Origin of the sequence: Faucicola mancuniensis (assembly GCF_046523945.1) — a bacterium.
Classification (GTDB): Bacteria; Pseudomonadota; Gammaproteobacteria; order Pseudomonadales; family Moraxellaceae; genus Faucicola; species Faucicola mancuniensis.
Window position 1 is genome coordinate 359,664 of the sequence record NZ_CP171363.1, and the last position, 17,977, is coordinate 377,640.

17 protein-coding genes are annotated in these 17,977 nt (G+C 40.4%); 7 read left to right on the forward strand and 10 right to left on the reverse strand.

Annotated elements, in window-relative coordinates; genetic code table 11:
- Positions 1 to 267 precede the first annotated feature (267 nt).
- The 4 genes from ACGTJS_RS01790 to ACGTJS_RS01805 all read left to right on the forward strand — a co-directional run bounded on the left by ACGTJS_RS01790 (position 268) and on the right by ACGTJS_RS01805 (position 4,339).
- A complete protein-coding gene (locus tag ACGTJS_RS01790) occupies positions 268 to 651 on the forward strand; it encodes a rhodanese-like domain-containing protein (RefSeq protein WP_315043465.1) in 384 nt (127 codons plus the stop codon).
- A gap of 10 nt (positions 652 to 661) precedes the next feature.
- On the forward strand, positions 662 to 850 hold the full coding sequence (locus ACGTJS_RS01795; protein WP_315043467.1) for a DUF2892 domain-containing protein: 189 nt from the start codon (positions 662 to 664) through the stop codon (positions 848 to 850).
- Between the two features lie 101 nt (positions 851 to 951).
- Positions 952 to 2,667 (forward strand): thiol reductant ABC exporter subunit CydD, encoded by a 1,716-nt coding sequence (gene cydD, locus ACGTJS_RS01800; RefSeq protein WP_410472637.1) that lies wholly within the window; start codon positions 952 to 954, stop codon positions 2,665 to 2,667.
- Complete coding sequence (locus ACGTJS_RS01805; protein ID WP_410472638.1) at positions 2,657 to 4,339, forward strand: amino acid ABC transporter ATP-binding/permease protein; 1,683 nt, start codon at positions 2,657 to 2,659, stop codon at positions 4,337 to 4,339. Before cydD ends, ACGTJS_RS01805 begins: the two co-directional genes overlap by 11 nt.
- Before the next feature lie 335 nt (positions 4,340 to 4,674).
- Here the strand turns inward: ACGTJS_RS01805 and ACGTJS_RS01810 are convergent, their stop codons facing one another.
- The 10 genes from ACGTJS_RS01810 to ribE all read right to left on the reverse strand — a co-directional run bounded on the left by ACGTJS_RS01810 (position 4,675) and on the right by ribE (position 13,571).
- Entirely contained in the window at positions 4,675 to 5,220 is a 546-nt protein-coding gene (locus ACGTJS_RS01810) for a polysaccharide deacetylase family protein (protein ID WP_315043896.1), read from the reverse strand.
- A gap of 631 nt (positions 5,221 to 5,851) precedes the next feature.
- On the reverse strand, positions 5,852 to 7,681 hold the full coding sequence (gene glmS / locus ACGTJS_RS01815) for a glutamine--fructose-6-phosphate transaminase (isomerizing) (RefSeq protein WP_410472639.1): 1,830 nt from the start codon (positions 7,679 to 7,681) through the stop codon (positions 5,852 to 5,854).
- A 124-nt stretch (positions 7,682 to 7,805) separates the two neighbouring features.
- Entirely contained in the window at positions 7,806 to 7,955 is a 150-nt protein-coding gene (locus tag ACGTJS_RS01820) for a hypothetical protein (protein ID WP_315043902.1), read from the reverse strand.
- A 50-nt stretch (positions 7,956 to 8,005) separates the two neighbouring features.
- Positions 8,006 to 9,367 carry a bifunctional UDP-N-acetylglucosamine diphosphorylase/glucosamine-1-phosphate N-acetyltransferase GlmU gene (gene glmU / locus ACGTJS_RS01825; RefSeq protein ID WP_410472640.1) on the reverse strand — a complete coding sequence of 454 codons (1,362 nt, stop codon included), beginning with the start codon at positions 9,365 to 9,367 and terminating at the stop codon, positions 8,006 to 8,008.
- Between the two features lie 17 nt (positions 9,368 to 9,384).
- Positions 9,385 to 9,753: a hypothetical protein gene (locus ACGTJS_RS01830; protein ID WP_410472641.1), complete on the reverse strand. Its 369-nt coding sequence runs from the start codon at positions 9,751 to 9,753 to the stop codon at positions 9,385 to 9,387.
- Positions 9,754 to 9,855: 102 nt separating this feature from the next.
- Positions 9,856 to 10,473, reverse strand: coding sequence for a phosphatidylglycerophosphatase A (locus tag ACGTJS_RS01835; protein ID WP_410472642.1), 618 nt, complete (start codon positions 10,471 to 10,473; stop codon positions 9,856 to 9,858).
- 272 nt (positions 10,474 to 10,745) lie between these two features.
- On the reverse strand, positions 10,746 to 11,681 hold the full coding sequence (gene thiL / locus ACGTJS_RS01840; RefSeq protein WP_410472643.1) for a thiamine-phosphate kinase: 936 nt from the start codon (positions 11,679 to 11,681) through the stop codon (positions 10,746 to 10,748).
- 6 nt (positions 11,682 to 11,687) lie between these two features.
- The gene (locus ACGTJS_RS01845) at positions 11,688 to 12,482 is read right to left on the reverse strand and encodes a WG repeat-containing protein (RefSeq protein ID WP_410472644.1); all 795 of its coding nucleotides are present in this window, start codon (positions 12,480 to 12,482) and stop codon (positions 11,688 to 11,690) included.
- Positions 12,483 to 12,541: 59 nt separating this feature from the next.
- Entirely contained in the window at positions 12,542 to 13,063 is a 522-nt protein-coding gene (gene nusB, locus ACGTJS_RS01850) for a transcription antitermination factor NusB (protein ID WP_315042537.1), read from the reverse strand.
- A gap of 4 nt (positions 13,064 to 13,067) precedes the next feature.
- Entirely contained in the window at positions 13,068 to 13,571 is a 504-nt protein-coding gene (gene ribE / locus ACGTJS_RS01855; protein WP_315042539.1) for a 6,7-dimethyl-8-ribityllumazine synthase, read from the reverse strand.
- 299 nt (positions 13,572 to 13,870) lie between these two features.
- Between ribE and ACGTJS_RS01860 the strand changes: the two genes are divergently transcribed.
- From ACGTJS_RS01860 to ACGTJS_RS01870, 3 genes are all read left to right on the forward strand, one after another.
- A complete protein-coding gene (locus ACGTJS_RS01860) occupies positions 13,871 to 14,722 on the forward strand; it encodes a DMT family transporter (RefSeq protein WP_315042541.1) in 852 nt (283 codons plus the stop codon).
- Positions 14,723 to 14,957: 235 nt separating this feature from the next.
- Complete coding sequence (asd, locus tag ACGTJS_RS01865; RefSeq protein ID WP_315042543.1) at positions 14,958 to 16,103, forward strand: aspartate-semialdehyde dehydrogenase; 1,146 nt, start codon at positions 14,958 to 14,960, stop codon at positions 16,101 to 16,103.
- 433 nt (positions 16,104 to 16,536) lie between these two features.
- Positions 16,537 to 17,952, forward strand: coding sequence for a LysM peptidoglycan-binding domain-containing protein (locus ACGTJS_RS01870; RefSeq protein WP_315042545.1), 1,416 nt, complete (start codon positions 16,537 to 16,539; stop codon positions 17,950 to 17,952).
- Positions 17,953 to 17,977: the final 25 nt, after the last annotated feature.

Here is a 17,977-nt window from a genome sequence, read left to right on the forward strand (position 1 = left end):
TTTGAAAATGCAAAATGTATTTTCTCTTTGGTAGTGCTTTGTATTGTAACTGAATTGTTTTAAAAACAGAATGTTATTTTTATATTAATAAAAAATATTATATAAATAAATATAAAATAAACCTTTTGTTATATTTTTTCAAAAATGCATTATAAATATTTTTTATAATTTGCGAAAAAAGATTGACAAACAAAAAATTAAGACATAATATTATATTTAATTACATAATATATTTATCTTAAATATTAACAAAAAAAGGAATCTGCCATGCAAAAACCTTTAAATCCACAAGATTTGATTGCTAACGCCAAAGCTCAAATCACCGAAATCAGCCCCTATGATGCCAAACATGAATCACAAGATTCAGTCGTGTATTTAATAGACGTGCGTGAAAGTGAAGAATACGCTCAAGGGCATTTACCAAACGCTGTTAATATCCCAAGAGGCGTATTGGAGTTTAAAATTTTAGATGAAATTTTTTCTTTAGACACACCGATTATCGTATATTGCCAGACGGGCGGACGAGCGAGTTTGTCAGCGGTTGCTTTACAAACATTAGGCTTTAGCAATGTCAAATCCATCGCAGGCGGTATTGCCGCATGGGAAAAATCAGGTTTTGCGATTGTAAAACCACACACTAACTTTTACTAAGGAGCAACTTATGAAACATAATGTTGGTAGTATTGATAAAACCATGCGTATCGTGGTAGGTTTGGCGATTATCGGAGCAGGTTTTTATTTTGGGTCATGGTGGGGTGCGGTCGGTCTTGTGCCACTTTTGACAGGATTGACGGGATTTTGTGCTTTGTACAGCCTGTTTGGCATTAACACCTGCCGAATTAAGTCTTAACGCATATTTAATGAACGCTAGCTTAGTCAAAATCGCTTTGCTAGCAAAACCCAAAACAATTAAGCTATAATATATCAGTTTTAGCTTAAGTATATCATCTCATGTCCACATCTTCCAAAGCGCTCGGTCAAACATTAAGACGTTACAGCAACAGTGCCAAACGTCCTATTTATCTAGCTTGGCTGATGTCGCTGTTATCCACGTTACTGTTTATCGCACAAAGCTGGCTATTAGCAAAGATGTTTGCTCATTGGCTCTATGCCTTTGCTCATGAGCAAGCGATTGACCCAAGCGTGTTTACCAATTTATTACCTTGGTTAATCGCTTGTTTGCTGTTGCGTCCTGTTTTTAACTTTGTCAAAGAAAAACTTGCTTTTAACGCAGGACTACAAGCGAGCAAACATCTACGTCAAACTGTATTGTCTAAAATAGAACAACTTGGTACAGCTCGTTATCAATATGGCAGTGACGGCAGTCTAGCAAGCTCAGTAATAGAACAAGCCGATGCGTTACAAGGCTATGTCAGTCGTTTTTATTTACAGCGGTTGATTATCGTTACGACACCCATCGTATTATTGATAGCCACTGCCAGCCAAAGTCTAATGGCAGCCATGATTTTACTATTAACTGCCCCACTCGTGCCGATTTTTATGATTCTAATTGGTCATGCCACCGCTCGCAAAAGTCGTGAGCAGTTCGCTGCGATGGCACAGTTAAGCGGTCGCTTTTTGGATTGGTTACGGGGAACGGCAACCTTGCAACGCTTGCAGGCTGTTGATATGGCTCGTGATGACATTGAGCTTGCGTCTGATGCCTACCGTAAACGCACCATGTCGGTGCTAAAAATTGCTTTTTTAAACACCGCTGCGTTAGAGCTATTAGGGGCATTATCCATCGCTTTGATTGCGGTATATTTGGGTTTTGGCTTGGTCGGGATTTTACCTTGGCAAAAAAATGTCGTGCCTGTTGCCTATCAAGCTGCCTTGTTTATTTTGTTACTTGCCCCTGAGTTTTATGCACCGCTTCGCCAGCTTGGGGCGGATTATCATGTCAAAGCCCAAGCAGAAGGGGCGATTGAACGGTTATTGCCGATACTTGAATTTAACTGCATTCACACCACCGAAGACAGCCAATTATTTACCCCAACAGCTTCCCCTAAGCTGACATTCTACGATGTAAGTGTTAAAGCCAATGAGCGTATACAGTTAGCACCGTTGTCATTTTCCGTAAATCACGGTGAAAGCGTGGCTATCATCGGCGAAAGTGGTAGTGGAAAATCGACATTGCTACAAATTTTACTGGGATTTTGTCGGTATCAAGGGGATATTAAGGTTAATGGGCAGGATTTTGCCAATATCAATCATGAGCAGTTTCGCACACAAATTGCCTATTTATCACAGCAAACCATGCTACTACCCATGAGTATTGCCGACAATCTACGCCTTGTGAACGCTGATGTTACTGATAATGAACTGTGGCAAGTATTGGCAAAAGTTGGTTTAAAAGGCTTAATTGAACGCTTGCCCAATGGCTTGGCAACCATGCTAGGCGAACGTGGTAGCGGTTTATCAGGTGGACAGCAAAGACGGCTTGCAATTGCTCAACTGTTACTGCAAAACTCATATTTTTGGCTATTAGACGAACCGACCGAACACCTAGACCTTGATACCAAAACCGAAATTAATACGCTGTTGCAACAGGTAACACAAGGCAAAACGGTACTGTGGGTAACGCATGATGCCCATACTTTGACATGGCTAGATAGACATATTCAACTAACACCGCAACATACGCTCGGAGGTCAAAATGGCAAATAGCGACCAACAGCAAAATCAATTTCGGCTCAGAGAGTTGCTAACCACCCAAACTGATAAATGGCTGCTGTCTTGGCTACTGGGTGTTATCACTGCATTGTCAGTCATTGGCTTATTGATGATGTCAGGCTGGTTTATCTCAGTGGCTGCGGTGGCAGGTATTGTGGCGTTGGGCTCGCACAGCTTTAATTATATGGTGCCTGCGGCGATTATTCGGGTATTTGCTATGCTTCGCACCGCAGGGCGTTATGGAGAAATGATGATTTCGCATCATGCGGTTTTTGGGTTACTGCAACAGCTAAGAGTGCGATTTTTTGAGCGATTTGCTCATTTACCATTAAATACTTTAAGCAACACGTTACAGTCGGCACATGCCATGCACCGCTTGACCCATGATATTGATTTGCTTGATGAGTTTCCTTTACGTATGGTATCGCCTTGGCTAATTGCGATATCGGCGGTGTTGATGGTGGCAGGTCTAATTGTTGCATGGCTAGGTCAGCCTATCATTGCCTTTGGGTTGGTGGTGATTTGTCTTGGTATGCCGTTGGTGTTAAGCCTTTGGGGTAAACACATTGCCAAAGAGCAGCAGATATTATCAGAAAACCGCCGTGTCAGTTTACTTAATCCATTAACCGCCCTTACCCATTTATTAATTTGGCAAAAGTGGCATAGCCAGCTACAAGCATTTGCAAAAAATGATGATGACTATCTTGCTCTACAGCGTAGGACTTATCATGCCCAGTCATTGACGGCTTTGGTCTTTCATTGGTTCATTGCTAGCATATTGGTCATTTTACTTTGGCAATTTAATCAAAACACTGCTATCACGACTGTGACTGTGATGTTGGCATTGGTGCTTGGGGTGATGGGCGTTGCGGATTTGGTGTTACCACTGATTGCCAATTACTTGGCACTTGGTAATAGCATGACCGCAAAAAACAAACTCAATAATTTGTTGGATAATGCCAATGTAACACAACCATCAAAAACGTATCAGGAGCTTATGTTTGACAAGCCTTTAAGTCTATCGGTGCAAAACTTGGATGCCAAAATGCCACAAGCGATTGTCGGTATCAAAAACTTTAACATGACCGTCACGCAAGGTCAGCCTATGCTTATTACAGGGCGTTCGGGAGCGGGTAAATCTACGCTGTTACAAGTGTTGGCTCACGAACTTGTGCCACAGCAAGGTGTTATCACGCTTAATGGGCAAAATTGGTTAGCCATTGATAGCAAACAACACCCAAATTTATTTGGCTATTTGGGTCAGCAGATTGATATTTTTGACCAAACCTTAGCCAGTAATTTACGTCTTGGTAAAGCCAGTGCCAGTGATGACGAGCTTTGGCAAGTGCTAGATATGGTGGGGTTAAAGTCATGGGCAATGTCACAACTTGATGGACTAAATACAACCCTTGGCGAATACGGGCAAGCAATCTCTGGCGGTCAAGCCAGAAGAATTGCATTAGCAAGACTATTATTGACCCCAAAAGCGATTTTGTTATTAGATGAGCCATTTGCAGGGCTTGATAAAGTTAGTCGTGATAAGTTGTGGCAAAACTTAATTCATCATCAACAAAATGGGCTGTTAATCATTGTCACACATCATGTGTGGCAAGCGGTTGATGAAATGGATATTATACGTTTGCCAGAGCCTGAAATACTTGGGTAGTTTAAGCGTGTCAGTCTAAATTTATTTCTCCCCCACTCCCAAGCATTTGATTAATGATAGCCAGCTCATACGTCTGGCTACGCCCTGATTTTTCAGATTTTTTTAGAATTCCTTTATCAAGTAACTGCTGAATATCTCTCAAGACGGTATCATGCGATATTTTGGATAAGCTATTTGTTGATAGGATGAGAGGTTCAATCAAAAACTGTCCACAGTCACAATCCATGTGTGCATAGCCTTGAGAGTTTGGCTTGCTAAGTCCCAATATCCGCTCAATCATACTCTCATGATTTGGCTAGAGCAAAAACAATGGCTAAGTCTTACCTATCAAAAAATTAAAAACGATATTTATCTGGTGTGGTGCGGTATTCAAATTCCGTACCAACTGACGTATCGCCAACACGCAAATAATGTGGGTGATAATCGTCTTCCATTAGCGAAGAATCATAGTTAATTCCACGTTCAATCAACAATTCTACGCTATTTTTGCTTAATTCCCACCAAGGTGCCATGTAGCCTGTTGGGGCTTTGCCTGACATTTTGGTAATCACGTCAATGGTTTTATCCAAAATATCCGCTTCTTGTTCACGGATTAAAGCCAATGGATTTTCGTGTAAATAACCATGAATTGCGATTTCATGCCCATCTTTGATAATCATTTCGGCAGCTTTTGGAAAACTTTCCATAGAATGACCTGTTACGCCCCAAGTGGTTGTGATACCATAACGGCGGAACATTTCTAACATACGAGGTACACCACGTTTGGCAGCAAACACACCACGAGAAATATCGCAAGGTGAATCTTCGCCACCGAATGAGCCAATCCATAATGCAACCGCATCAAAATGGGGATTAATACAGACTTGAATATCTTTTGCCATGAGTCATATCCTTGTTCATGATAAAAAGTAAAGGAAGAAATGCTATTTTATAGTCCCTTTTTTTATCAACACTCATAAAAAATAGGGTGATAAAAAATAACAATAACCGACCTAACAAGGCTTTAACAACATCGTTAAGTCTTGATAAGATATTATAAAAAAACAGAAATTTTTGCTATACGCAAAAATACTTATATTTTAATAGAGTGGAAGTTTGTTTGGCTTTGTTCTTAAAGATAAGTCAATTTTAGACTCAACGTGCAATTTTTTAAGCAGTTGGATAAAATTAAAATGTATATTTGTAGGGTGAGTTAATGATAGCGTAACCCACCCTACGAGCTGTTATATTTAAAATTGTTTTTTTACTTATCAAATTACGTAACACACATAACTTAGAACTTGTATTCACAGCATTACGCAATGACAGTTGTCACGCAAAGACGATAATGGCAAGGCGAAGTGCAGAAATATTAGCCATTGCAGAAGAATTTTTAGAGGAAATCAAATAAGTTTAGACAATTTAAAAACATCTTCATTGGATAATTTGGTTGATGACTTTATTGGTGGAGCAAACACCCATTCTTTAGAAAAAAAATCAAAAGCCAAGAACCAAATTTACCAAAAACAACGATTATTCAACCGTCACCGATTTTGCCAAGTTTCTTGGTTTATCCACGTCTGTGCCTTTTGACAAGGCGACATGATAAGCCAACAACTGTACAGGAATGGTATGCACAATCGGCGACAATACACCAACATGGCGTGGCGTGCGAATGACATGGACTTTATCGCTCGCTTCCACATTATTATCCAAATCGCTAAACACAAATAACTCACCACCCCGAGCCGACACTTCTTGCATATTGGCTTTTACTTTATCCAGCAGATTGTCATTCGGAGCGATGACGACCACAGGCATATTGTCATCAACCAATGCCAACGGTCCATGTTTTAACTCGCCTGCTGGGTAGCTTTCGGCATGGATATAGGTGATTTCTTTGAGTTTTAACGCCCCTTCTAGGGCAATCGGATAATGAATGCCACGTCCCAAGAACAACGCACTTGGTTTTTCAGCAAATTTGCTCGCCCAAGTGGTGATTTGTGGTTCAAGGTTTAACGCATATTGAATGTCGTTTGGCAAACTGCGTAACGCACTACTGTACTCGCTATCATCGCTGATAAAACCACGCACTTTGCCAAGCGTAACCGCCAAGCCAAACAAGGCGACAAGCTGCGTGGTAAAGGCTTTGGTACTTGCCACGCCAATCTCCGCCCCTGCTCGTGTGTAAAATACCAATTCGCTCGCTCGTGGTAAGGCGGATTCCATCACGTTACAAATCGCCAAACTGTGTGTATGTCCTTGACTTTGGGCATATTTTAACGCTTCCATCGTGTCAAGCGTTTCGCCTGATTGGGAAATGGTAATGACAAGTTGTTTTGGATTGGCAATCACATCACGGTAGCGGTATTCGCTGGCGATTTCCACATCGGTGGCAATTTTGGCAATGGATTCTAGCCAATATTTGGCAGTCAATGCTGAATAATAAGACGTGCCACAGGCAAGAATTTTGATACTGTCAATTTCTTTAAACACTTGTTCGGCATTTTTACCAAAGTTTTGTGGAATAAAGCCTGCGTCAAGGAAAATTTCTGCGGTATCGGCAACGGCTTTTGGCTGTTCGTAGATTTCTTTTTGCATAAAATGGCTATACGCACCCAACTCAAGCGAGGCAAGCGATACTTGCGAGGTGGTAGCGGTGCGAGTGGCGGTTTTGCCTGTTTTGTCAATCAGTTTTGCCACGCCATCAGCGGTAAGCTGTGCGATGTCGCCATCTTCAAGGTAAATAATTTCACGAGTAAATGCGACCACAGCCGATACGTCTGAGGCGATAAACACTTCGCCTTTGCCAAGTCCGATTAACAACGGACAGCCCATACGAGCCACGACCATTTGGCTTGGTTTGTCATTGGCGATGACGGCAATGGCGTACGCTCCGTGAAAGTTAGCACAGGCTTGTTGTACGGTTGTGAATAAATCTTGGGTCTTTTTGTAGTTGTCGTGTACCGCATGGGCGATGACTTCGGTGTCGGTCTGAGATTCAAAAACATAACCCAAGCCCTGCAAGCGAGTACGTTCGGCTTCAAAGTTTTCAATAATACCGTTATGCACGACTGAGATTAAGTCGCCTGAGATATGGGGGTGGGCGTTAGGTTCGGTTACGCCACCATGTGTCGCCCAGCGTGTGTGTCCGATGCCTGTGTGTCCGTAAATGCCTTTGTCTTTGGCGGCTTGTTCCATGAGGGCGACACGACCAACTCGGCGGACACGTTTGAGTCCGTTGTCGGTTTGGACGGCGATGCCTGATGAATCATAGCCACGATATTCTAGGCGTTTTAAGCCGTCTGTTAAAAATTCTACTACGTTGGCATTCGTGCGAATGCTACCTACGATACCGCACATAAGTTGTTCCTTAGTATCAAGTTTTGGTTAATGATATTTTAGTTTTTTTTAAATTATTAAAAATTAAAATATCGGTTGAAAAAAGAATAGTCCCAATTCGTTAGATTATTCTTGGTTTAAAAGGTTAAAAAAGCACCCTTTTATAAGAACACATTGTAGGGTCGTTGTGTAAAGCCCCTTCGGTATTAGGGTCTACAGCCATAGCCGATTGACTGACTGCCAATCCACCAAACGCACCGATAGCCAATAGGCTTGATAAAACGAATTTTTTCATAGGATTTTTCCTGTTGTTAAAAAATGCTTGTATTTGATTTTTATGATAACCTATTTTTTCTCTTTCACAGGTCTCACCCACCCATCAATCACCGTTTGACGACCACGAGCGACCACCAATTTATCCTCTGCCACATCTTTGGTAATCGTGCTACCCGCCCCCACCGTAACCTTATCGCCAAGCGTTACAGGAGCGACCAACACTACATTTGACCCCACACTCACATCATTGCCAATCGTGGTTTTAAACTTATTTACGCCATCATAATTTGCCGTAATCGTACCTGCCCCGATGTTGGTGCGTTCGCCCACCGTGCTGTCGCCCAAATACGCCAAATGGTTCGCCTTTGCCCCATCTGCCATTTGCGTGTTTTTTAGCTCCACAAAGTTGCCGATATGCACATCTTTTGCAGTAACGGCATTGGGTCTTAGGCGTGAAAACGTCCCAATTTGGTTTTGCTCGCCCACCACCGCATTATCAAACAGGCTGTACGGCTGAACTACCGTACCACTGGCAATGTGGCTGTTTTTAATCACGCAACCTGCACCAATTTTGACATTATCGCCAAAGGTACAATCGCCTTCAATAATCACATTAATGTCAATTTCCACATCCCTGCCCACCGTCAAAGTCCCACGCAAATCAAAACGGCTTGGGTCAATGATATGCACGCCTTGTTTCATCAGGTTTTCGGCTTGATGAGCTTGCCAAGTGCGTTCAAGGTTGGCAAGTTGAATACGGTCGTTCACGCCTTCAATTTCAAATTGATACGTTGGCGAAACGGTGGCAATTTCAATGCCGTCATCAACCGCCATTTTGACAATATCGGTGAGATAATATTCGCCTTGAGCGTTGTTATTATTCAGATTTTTTAAATAATTATGCAAAATAGCATTGTCCACACAGTACACGCCACTGTTAATTTCGCTGATTTGTTTTTGCGTATCGGTAGCGTCTTTTTCTTCCACAATGGCAATGACTTTGCCGTCTTTACGGACAATCCGCCCAAGCCCAAACGGATTGGCAATGTTTATCGTCAGCATCGCAAAACGGCTGTCGGTATTGCTTAGTTTTTCTAAAGTATCCACGCCAATGAGTGGTACATCGCCCGATAAAATCAAACTTTTGCCGTCTGTTGGCAACACAGGCAACGCCATTTGTACCGCATGACCTGTGCCAAGTTGTTCGGCTTGTTCTACCCAGTCAATGCTCTCATTTGCAAATGCGTCTTTGACTTGTCGCCCTTCAAAACCATAAATGATGATGTTTTTTTGACTGCCCAGTTTTTTGGCGGTGGTTAAAACGTGCTGTAATAACGGCTTGCCTGCAAGTGGTTGCAAGACTTTTGGGCGAGTGGATTTCATGCGAGTGCCTTTGCCTGCTGCCATGATGATAGTCGTTAAATTGGTCATAATTTTTCCTTTATAAACTATTTAGTTTTTCTTTGCAATACCGTACAGATTAATTCTAAAATGATAAAAATGGGCGTTAATACAATCAAGTATAACAGCATTGCCCCAAGTGTGGGAATGTCTGACGTATCGTTAAAACTTGCTGAAATTAAAATCGCAATTGTGATAAGTGAAAAACCTGTTAATGCGTATTTTCTAAAGGGATAAGTTGAGTTAAAATTTTGATAAGTATAACAAAACAACCCAGTCATTATCACAAAAAACAATCCCAACGTCATATAAAATTGACTTTTTAACCAACCTGTATAAAAATCACGATAAGCAGGCATAATTAAGCAAAAAATACTTAATAAACAGCAAGTTAGAATAATTTTACAATTTGGCATTTTGATTGCCTTTTGTGAATCAAAAAATGATTTAATTTTAGCACAAAAAATTTACCAAAATCGTAAGCAGTTGTTAATAATTTTAAAACAAAAACAAAATTTTTAACCAACAAAATTGCCTATCACATGAACTTTAAAAACCGTTTCTAGTAAAATCATCATGATAGAACCTGCCATCACCCCTGCCAATACATCATCAATCAAAATCCCAAAACCGCCTGACACATTTTTATCCACCCATTTAATTGGAAAGGGCTTAACAATATCAAAAAAACGAAATAATACAAATGGAATAATAAACAAAAAAAGTAGGCTAGGGTGAATGTATTGCCAACCCATTTTATCAGGACTTCCAGATTTCAAAAATTCATTCATAATCCAAGCTGTCGGCAACAGCGAAGTCCACATCCCCACCCATTCGTCCCACACGATATGTGGGTCATCATGTACGCCCATCAAATCGGACGTTTTGCCACAAATATAACTACCGACCAAACAGCCGACAATGGTAATCGCCAAAAATCCCCAAAACCCAAGCATAAGCATTGGCATAGCAACGATTAAACCGCCCACCGTTCCCCAAGTGCCTGCTGCTCGTTTTGGTAAGCCAGAGCCTAGCCCTATGCCAAGCCAATAGATACATTTTTCCCACGCTTTAGCCGTCGGTGGGCAAGGTGGGCAGGTGCTAGATTTTCGTATGTCGGGTTTATGATTCGTCATTTGGGTGTACCAGATTATAAAGTTGTTCGTCTAATTTAACGCCAAAATCGTCAATATCTTAAATATCGTTTAATTTTAACAACGGTTCTTTTGGCAAATCATACCAAGTTGATTTAAATTTTGGCTCTGTTGTATCGTCTTCTACCATATTTTTTTGATAGCGATATTTTTGCGTTAAAAAATTGACGCTATCAGTTGATTTGGTATATGGACCATGATTGCTTGATGAATCATACCCAATCAGATTAAAAGAATTTTTTTCATAAATTTTCCTAAAAATGTTGCCAACCATTAATCGTAAAATTCACTTTTTCGCCATGATTGACAAGTTTTAAACCCTTATCCGCCACAATCTCACCGATGGCAAAAATCTCATTAGGATAAAGCTCATTAAACTTAGCAAAATTCTCTTGGCTCATGGTAAAACAAAGCTGATAATCATCACCACCATTTAATATATGTTGCCATTTTTCATCATTAGGCAGAGTCTGCAACAACCGATTGCACGGAATTTTTGCCAAATCAAGTACCGCTCCTACATCATTTGCTGTTAAAATATGCCCAAAATCCTGCCCCAAGCCGTCCGAAATATCTATCATACTGTTGGCAAAACCGATTAATTTTTGTCCAAGTTTAATTTGTGGATTGGGTAAATCTAGAGCGTTTTGCAAATCCGATTTTTCACCGTTTAAAATCTGTTTTAGGGCAAAACTTGCCGAACCAATCTCGCTACTGACGCACACCACATCACCCACCTTTGCCCCACTGCGTAAAATCGCTTGACCGCTTGGCACAAAGCCCAAAGCCGTTACCGAAATAGTTAAAATCTCCGATTTTGTGGTATCGCCACCGATTAAGTCCACATTAAAAGCACGACAAATATCGGCAAGCCCTTGAGTAAATTCACCCAAAAACTCATCATTGGCGAAATGGCTAGGTAAACTTAAGCCCAATAAAATTGCGTACGGCGTTGCCCCCATGCTCGCCAAATCGGACAAATTCACCGCCACCGACTTAAACCCAACGGCATAAGCAGACGTGGAGTGCGGAAAATGTCGCCCCATGACAAGCGTATCCACACAGCTCACAAGCTGTGCATTGGGTGGAATATTGCTCACCGCACAATCATCACCAATACCAATTTGCGTGAGTGGATTTTTTGGTGTGCAGTTTTTAAAGTGTTGATAAATCAAGGAAAATTCGGACATCGCTTACTACTTTTTATACAAAATTTTATCAATTTGCTTTTGCAAAGTACCCCGTTTTTTGTCGGTTTTATCGGCAATTGGCTGACCTGTTTTGTCAATATTTATCCATTCGCCACCCATTTCCACTTCGGCAACGCCATTTTTAAAAGCACTGGCATAGTCAAAATTTAAAGGAATGACAATTTTGCCTGTTTTGTCAATGTAGCCCCATTTGCCATCAAGCTCCACGCTTGCCAAACCTTCAGAGAATTTGCTCGCTTGCGTGTATTGGGGTGTAATGACGATTTGCCCTATTTTGTTGATAAATCCCCATGAGCCATTTTGCACAATCACGGCAAAATCTTCTTTAAAATCAGACGCATTGTCAAAGCTAAAATCAATGACAATATTGCCCGATGTATCCATAAAGCCAATTTTACCGTTTTGTTTTACCACAAGCAGACCTTGCTGAAAATCGGAAATCACGTCAATATTTTTATCCACGCTAAACACTTTTTTGCCTTGCGTGTTGATAAAAAACGATTGCCCATTTTGCACCAATTCTGCCAGACCTTCGCTAAAACTGGTCGCATCATCATAGTCGGCAGGAATCAAAATTTGACCGTTTAAATCGACAAAGCCATATTTGGCATTTTTTTCAACTTTTGAAAAGCCATCATAAGGGCAGGCAATGTCGTCAAACCCATATAAATTGGGTGGGCGTTCACAGTTTGCCATTGCTGAAATAGGCAAAACTGACGAAACAAAAACGACAATTGGCATGATGATTTTTTTGATAGCTATTTTGATAGTTTTTGACATATTTATTCCTAAAAAATAAAGGCGTGAAAACGCCCTTATTTATTACCATTAATTAACTATTATCCCGTTGGTTTTTGAGCTTTTTTCGCATCAGCCTCAACTTCAGGAACTCGCAATTCTTTGGCAAATTTATCCATCACCACATTAATCAGCTTAAACCCATCACTTGAGCCAAAATGCGTATTGAGCTGAATCGCCTCATCAATCACCACTTTATAAGGAATTTCAAAATGATATTTCATCTCATACAGCCCAATCAACAGCACCGCTTGCTCCACCTTATCAAGGCGAGTCCACGGACGGTCAAGGCTTTGATTAATCTCATCAATCAGCGCATCGCTTTGCTCAATGATTTTGCTCAAAAGCTCATGATAATAGCCCAAATGCACCGTGTGCATGGCGTTTTCTGCACGAGTGTGCGCCTCAATCTCATGCGAAGGGTTTTTTGTCAAAAGCCACTCATACAAGCCCTGCACCGCAAAACGGCGAGCCTTGCGGATAGCCGTCAGACTGGTTTTGTATTTAATCGCTTGCGGTTCGTTGTTTTCGGTTGAGTTTTGCGATTTATTCACTTCTAACATGGCATTACTCAACAGAAATTTGGTTTAACACATTAATCATCTCAAGTGCGGTAATCGCCGCTTCCGAGCCTTTGTTACCTGCTTTTGTGCCAGAGCGTTCAATCGCTTGCTCAATGCTATCAGTCGTCAAAATCGCATTAATCACAGGAATGTCATAATCAAGGCTAACCGCACCCAAGCCTTTTGCTGACTCGCCTGCGACAAAATCAAAATGCGGTGTACTACCACGAATAACCGCGCCCAAACCGATAATCGCATCAAATTTATCACTCTCTGCCAAGCGAGCCACCGCCAAAGGCATCTCCCACGCCCCAGGTACACGCACGACCGTGATATTACGCCCCGCCACACCATGACGAATCAGCGTATCAATCGCACCGTCCACCAGACTTTCTACCACAAAACTGTTAAAACGTGCGACAACCAAGCCGATACGAGCGTTTTCGTTGTGGTGCAATTCACCGTTGATATGATTGACTTGAGCCAATTGCTCTTGCACATTTGCCATAAGATTTACCTTTTAATTGAATTGTAAAATGAAATTGTGAAAAATAATAAAGAAAATTATCATCTATAATAACATTTTTTTGCCAAAAAAACTTGTGAAAATGCACGTTCGTTTTGTAAAAAATTAAAAAGAAATATTTTGTTACATTTTTATCATAAAAACAAACTTTTATTGAATTTTTAAATAAAATTTTTATTAAAATTTGGAAAAAATTGCCAAAAAATAAATTTTGTGTAAAAAATTCTTGAAAATGTAAAATATTTTGTTACAATTTTCCTTTTTTATCTAAGGAACAGATGATGATTTACCTTATCTTAGCGATTTTTTGTAGCGTAAGCGTATCCTTATTATTAAAAATCTTACGCAAACAACAACTAGACATTCACCAAACCATTTTGCTAGGCTATCCGATTGCCTTGTGTTTAACGTTATTTTTGTTAAAACCTGACTTTGCCACCTTGCCTAACACCACACCACTCAGCGTTTTTTTGATGTTGGCGTTGGGCGTTTTGTTGCCAAGCGTGTTTGTCATTTTAGGAAAAGCGATTGAAACATCTGGCGTGATTTTAACAGACGCTTGCCAACGGCTATCACTGATTTTACCCATTATCGCAAGTGTGGTGATTTTTGGCGAAACGATTGGCGGTCAAAAAACTCTCGGTATTATTTTGGCATTTTTGGCGTTAATCGCAATTTTATGGCGAAAAAACAAAACAGCAACTAGGCAAAATTCATCAACTTTTATTTGGTTAATCGGCACTTGGCTGGGCTATGGCTTGATTGATATTATGTTTAAACAAGTAGCAAAACAAGGCGGTTCATTCCCTGTAACCTTGTCGGTAAGTTTTGCGTTGGCGTTTGTGTTGTTATTGATTTATTTAATTGTCAAAAAAATTAGTTGGCAAAAGTCGGCTTTAGTCGCAGGATTATTGCTCGGTGTGTTAAATTTTTTCAATATTTTTGCTTATATCAAGGCTCATCAAGCGTTATCCGATTCGCCAAGTATCGTGTTTACAGGCATGAATGTGGGTGTGATTGCGGTGGCAAGCGTGGCAGGGTTTTTGATGTTTCATGAAAAATTAAGTAAGTTAAATTTTGTGGGAATTGGGCTTGCGATTTTGAGTATTTTAGTGTTGTTTGTGAAATTTTAATAACAACCCAACACGTTAAAAAATTTTTATCATACGCCAACTTTTTACAATAAAACAGCCCAAAATCGTATAAAATTGTCAAATTCTGATATATTTTTTACAAACCCTTTATTTTTTAACAGAAATTTAAAATTAATACACAATAAAGACAAAATTTACTTGCAAAATCAGCAAAAAAAAGGCAAGCTATGCGGTTGATATTTTATATTTATTACTGCGATGATTAAGGAACAAAATGATGAATGATGTAAGCAAAAATTTGATAGTCGGTCTGGTCGGTTGGCGTGGTATGGTCGGTTCTGTATTAATGGAACGCATGGTTGCCGAAAATGATTTTGACGGTATTACGCCTGTATTTTTTTCAACCAGTAACGCAGGTGGCGATGCCCCTACTTTTGCAAATGTTGCCCCAAGCAAACTACAAGATGCCAACGACATTAGCGAATTGGCAAAATGCGATGTGATTATCACTTGTCAAGGTGGCGACTACACCAAAGCTGTGCATCAGCCATTGCGTGATAGCGGTTGGACAGGCTACTGGATTGATGCAGCGAGTACTTTACGTATGACAGACAACAGCATTATCGTGCTTGACCCTGTCAATCGTGGCGTGATTGATAAAGCGATTGCAGACGGTCAAAAAGACTTTATCGGCGGTAACTGCACTGTGTCGCTTATGTTAATGGCGATTGGCGAATTGTTCAAACGTGGCTGGGTAGAATGGGTATCTGCGATGACTTACCAAGCGGCAAGCGGTGCAGGTGCAAACAATATGCGTGAGCTGATTAAAGGAATGGGCTACATTCACGATGGCGTAAAAGACGAATTGGCAAATCCTGCCAGTGCGATTTTGGACATTGACCGCAAAGTTGCTCAATTACAACGCAGTGATGAATTTCCAAAACAATATTTTGGTGCACCGCTTGCAGGTAGCGTGATTCCGTACATTGACGTGCAACTTGACAACAACCAATCTAAAGAAGAATGGAAAGGCTTTGTAGAAACCAACAAAATTTTGGGAAATACAGGCGATGACGTGGTGCAAATTGACGGTATTTGCGTGCGTATCGGTGCAATGCGTTGCCATTCACAAGGTTTAACTATTAAGTTAAAACAAAATATTCCTTTAGAACAAATTGAAGAAGCATTAAAAAATAGCGGTAACGAATGGCTAGACGTGGTAGATAATAACAAGCCTGATAGCGTTGAACGCTTAACACCAGTTGCGGTTACGGGTACGTTAAAAGTTGCCGTTGGTCGTTTACGCAAAATGAATATTGGCGAAGAATACCTAACCGCCTTTACCGTTGGCGACCAGTTATTATGGGGTGCGGCAGAACCACTTCGCAGAACGCTTGCCATTATCCGTGGAAAACTATAAACTATTGCAAACTATTTTGCATTTGAGAACCTGTATTCATAACGTTTTTACAATGAAAAATGCGATAAATCGCCAACTTTTCAAGAAAAAAACGTAGACTGATAGTTATTCTATCAGGCAAGTTTTTGACGCAGAAAAGCAAGATTTAGCCATTTTTCATGCAAAAGCAAATAAATATCTAATTTTAAAATTTGTAAAATGTTACTGCGTAATGTTGTGAATACAGGTTCTGATTATTTAGCAAAAATTTATTGAACAAAAACAATACGTCATATTTTGACGTGTCGTTCATTAATTAGCAAAAATTAGCAAAGTTTTGTTATTTTATCGTATAAATTTGCAGTTACAAAACAATTGTACTAGCATTTTATCGCAAGTTTTGCTATAAAGGCACTTATTGTTACATATATTTACTTTCGGCAAGGATTTTGTTATGTCTTGGCAAAAACGTTCTATTCAACTTATTTTAGGTTTACCATTGTCGTTACCTATCGTAACTTATGCGGTAAACATTGGCGACACTTATGTGCAGTCGCAACAAAATCAGCCGTTAAATGCGAGCATTAACGTTACAGATATTGACCCTGCTAATTTTTCGGTAAAAATTGCCAATCCAGATGCATATCGTCAACTGGGTCTTTCTAAAGACAGCGATGTGTCTGTGCGTTTTGAGCCGACCAGTAGCAATGGCGGTAAAATCGTTTTGACGACTAATCAACCTGTGAATGCACCGTTTACCGATGTTGTGCTTGATATCAATAACAATGGTACAAGCAAAACTTTACCAAAAACGCTGTTAATGCCACTGGATAATGTACAAGCCATCACGACACAATCAGAAACAGACTTAATAGATATCAAGCCTAAACCTATCATTGTTGGACAAAACAATCAGGTAGATTTGCCAATTGTGAGCAATCCTGAACCAGAGATTGTTACTACACAGCCTATTATTGAAACACCTACAACGGTTGAAACACCTGTCGTTAGCACGCAACTCGCCACGACAAACAGCAGTGAACCACTGGCAGAAACTGTCCTAAACAATCGAGCGACTGACAATCTGAAAGTAGAAGAAACTCGCCGTGTTTATCCTGCTGGTACTGTGCCACCTGCATTGACCGAACAGCCTTTAGAAACACTACAAGCAACCACTCAGACACCAACGCAACCAAAATCAGATACAACAAAAGCTGAAGAAGAGCAAACCACCAATACAACCACAACAGACAGTGGCACGATGGTTTATGTTATTCAGCGTAATGACAATCTTTGGACAATTGCCAATCAATTAGCCAAAAAGAACAACAAAGATGTTAACACAGTCATGAAAGAAATCATGACAGCCAACCCAAATGCCTTTCCTGATAATGACCCAAGCAAACTTCAAGTCAATATGGAACTTGAAGTACCAAAATATGAAGTCATGCCTTCACAACTGGGTGTAAAAGCGGCAACATCTGCCAAAGCAGAAGCCACAAAAAAAACGACAACCAAACAATCAACCAGTAAGAGCTATTCAGCGAGCAAACCAAAATCAACCAAAACAACCGTTGCTAAAAAACCGACCAGTAGCACTAAAAAAGCCGTAACAACTCGCAAAAAAACTGAAATGCAAATTATTGCACCAAGTCAAAAAGCTGGCTCAGTACAAGGTGGTAACAAAACTGGCAAAGGCACAAATCCTGCCATTGCACAAGTGCAAAAAAAACGTCAAGCTACAGCTCAAAAAGCCACCAAGGTAAGCTCTCTAAACCAAAGCTTGGTAGATGCCGAAAAACGTCTAAAATTGCAGAATGACAAACTTGCACAATTGGAAAAACGTTTAAAAGAGTTGAAGAAAAAATAATTTTCGCAAAATATAGCCCCAATCG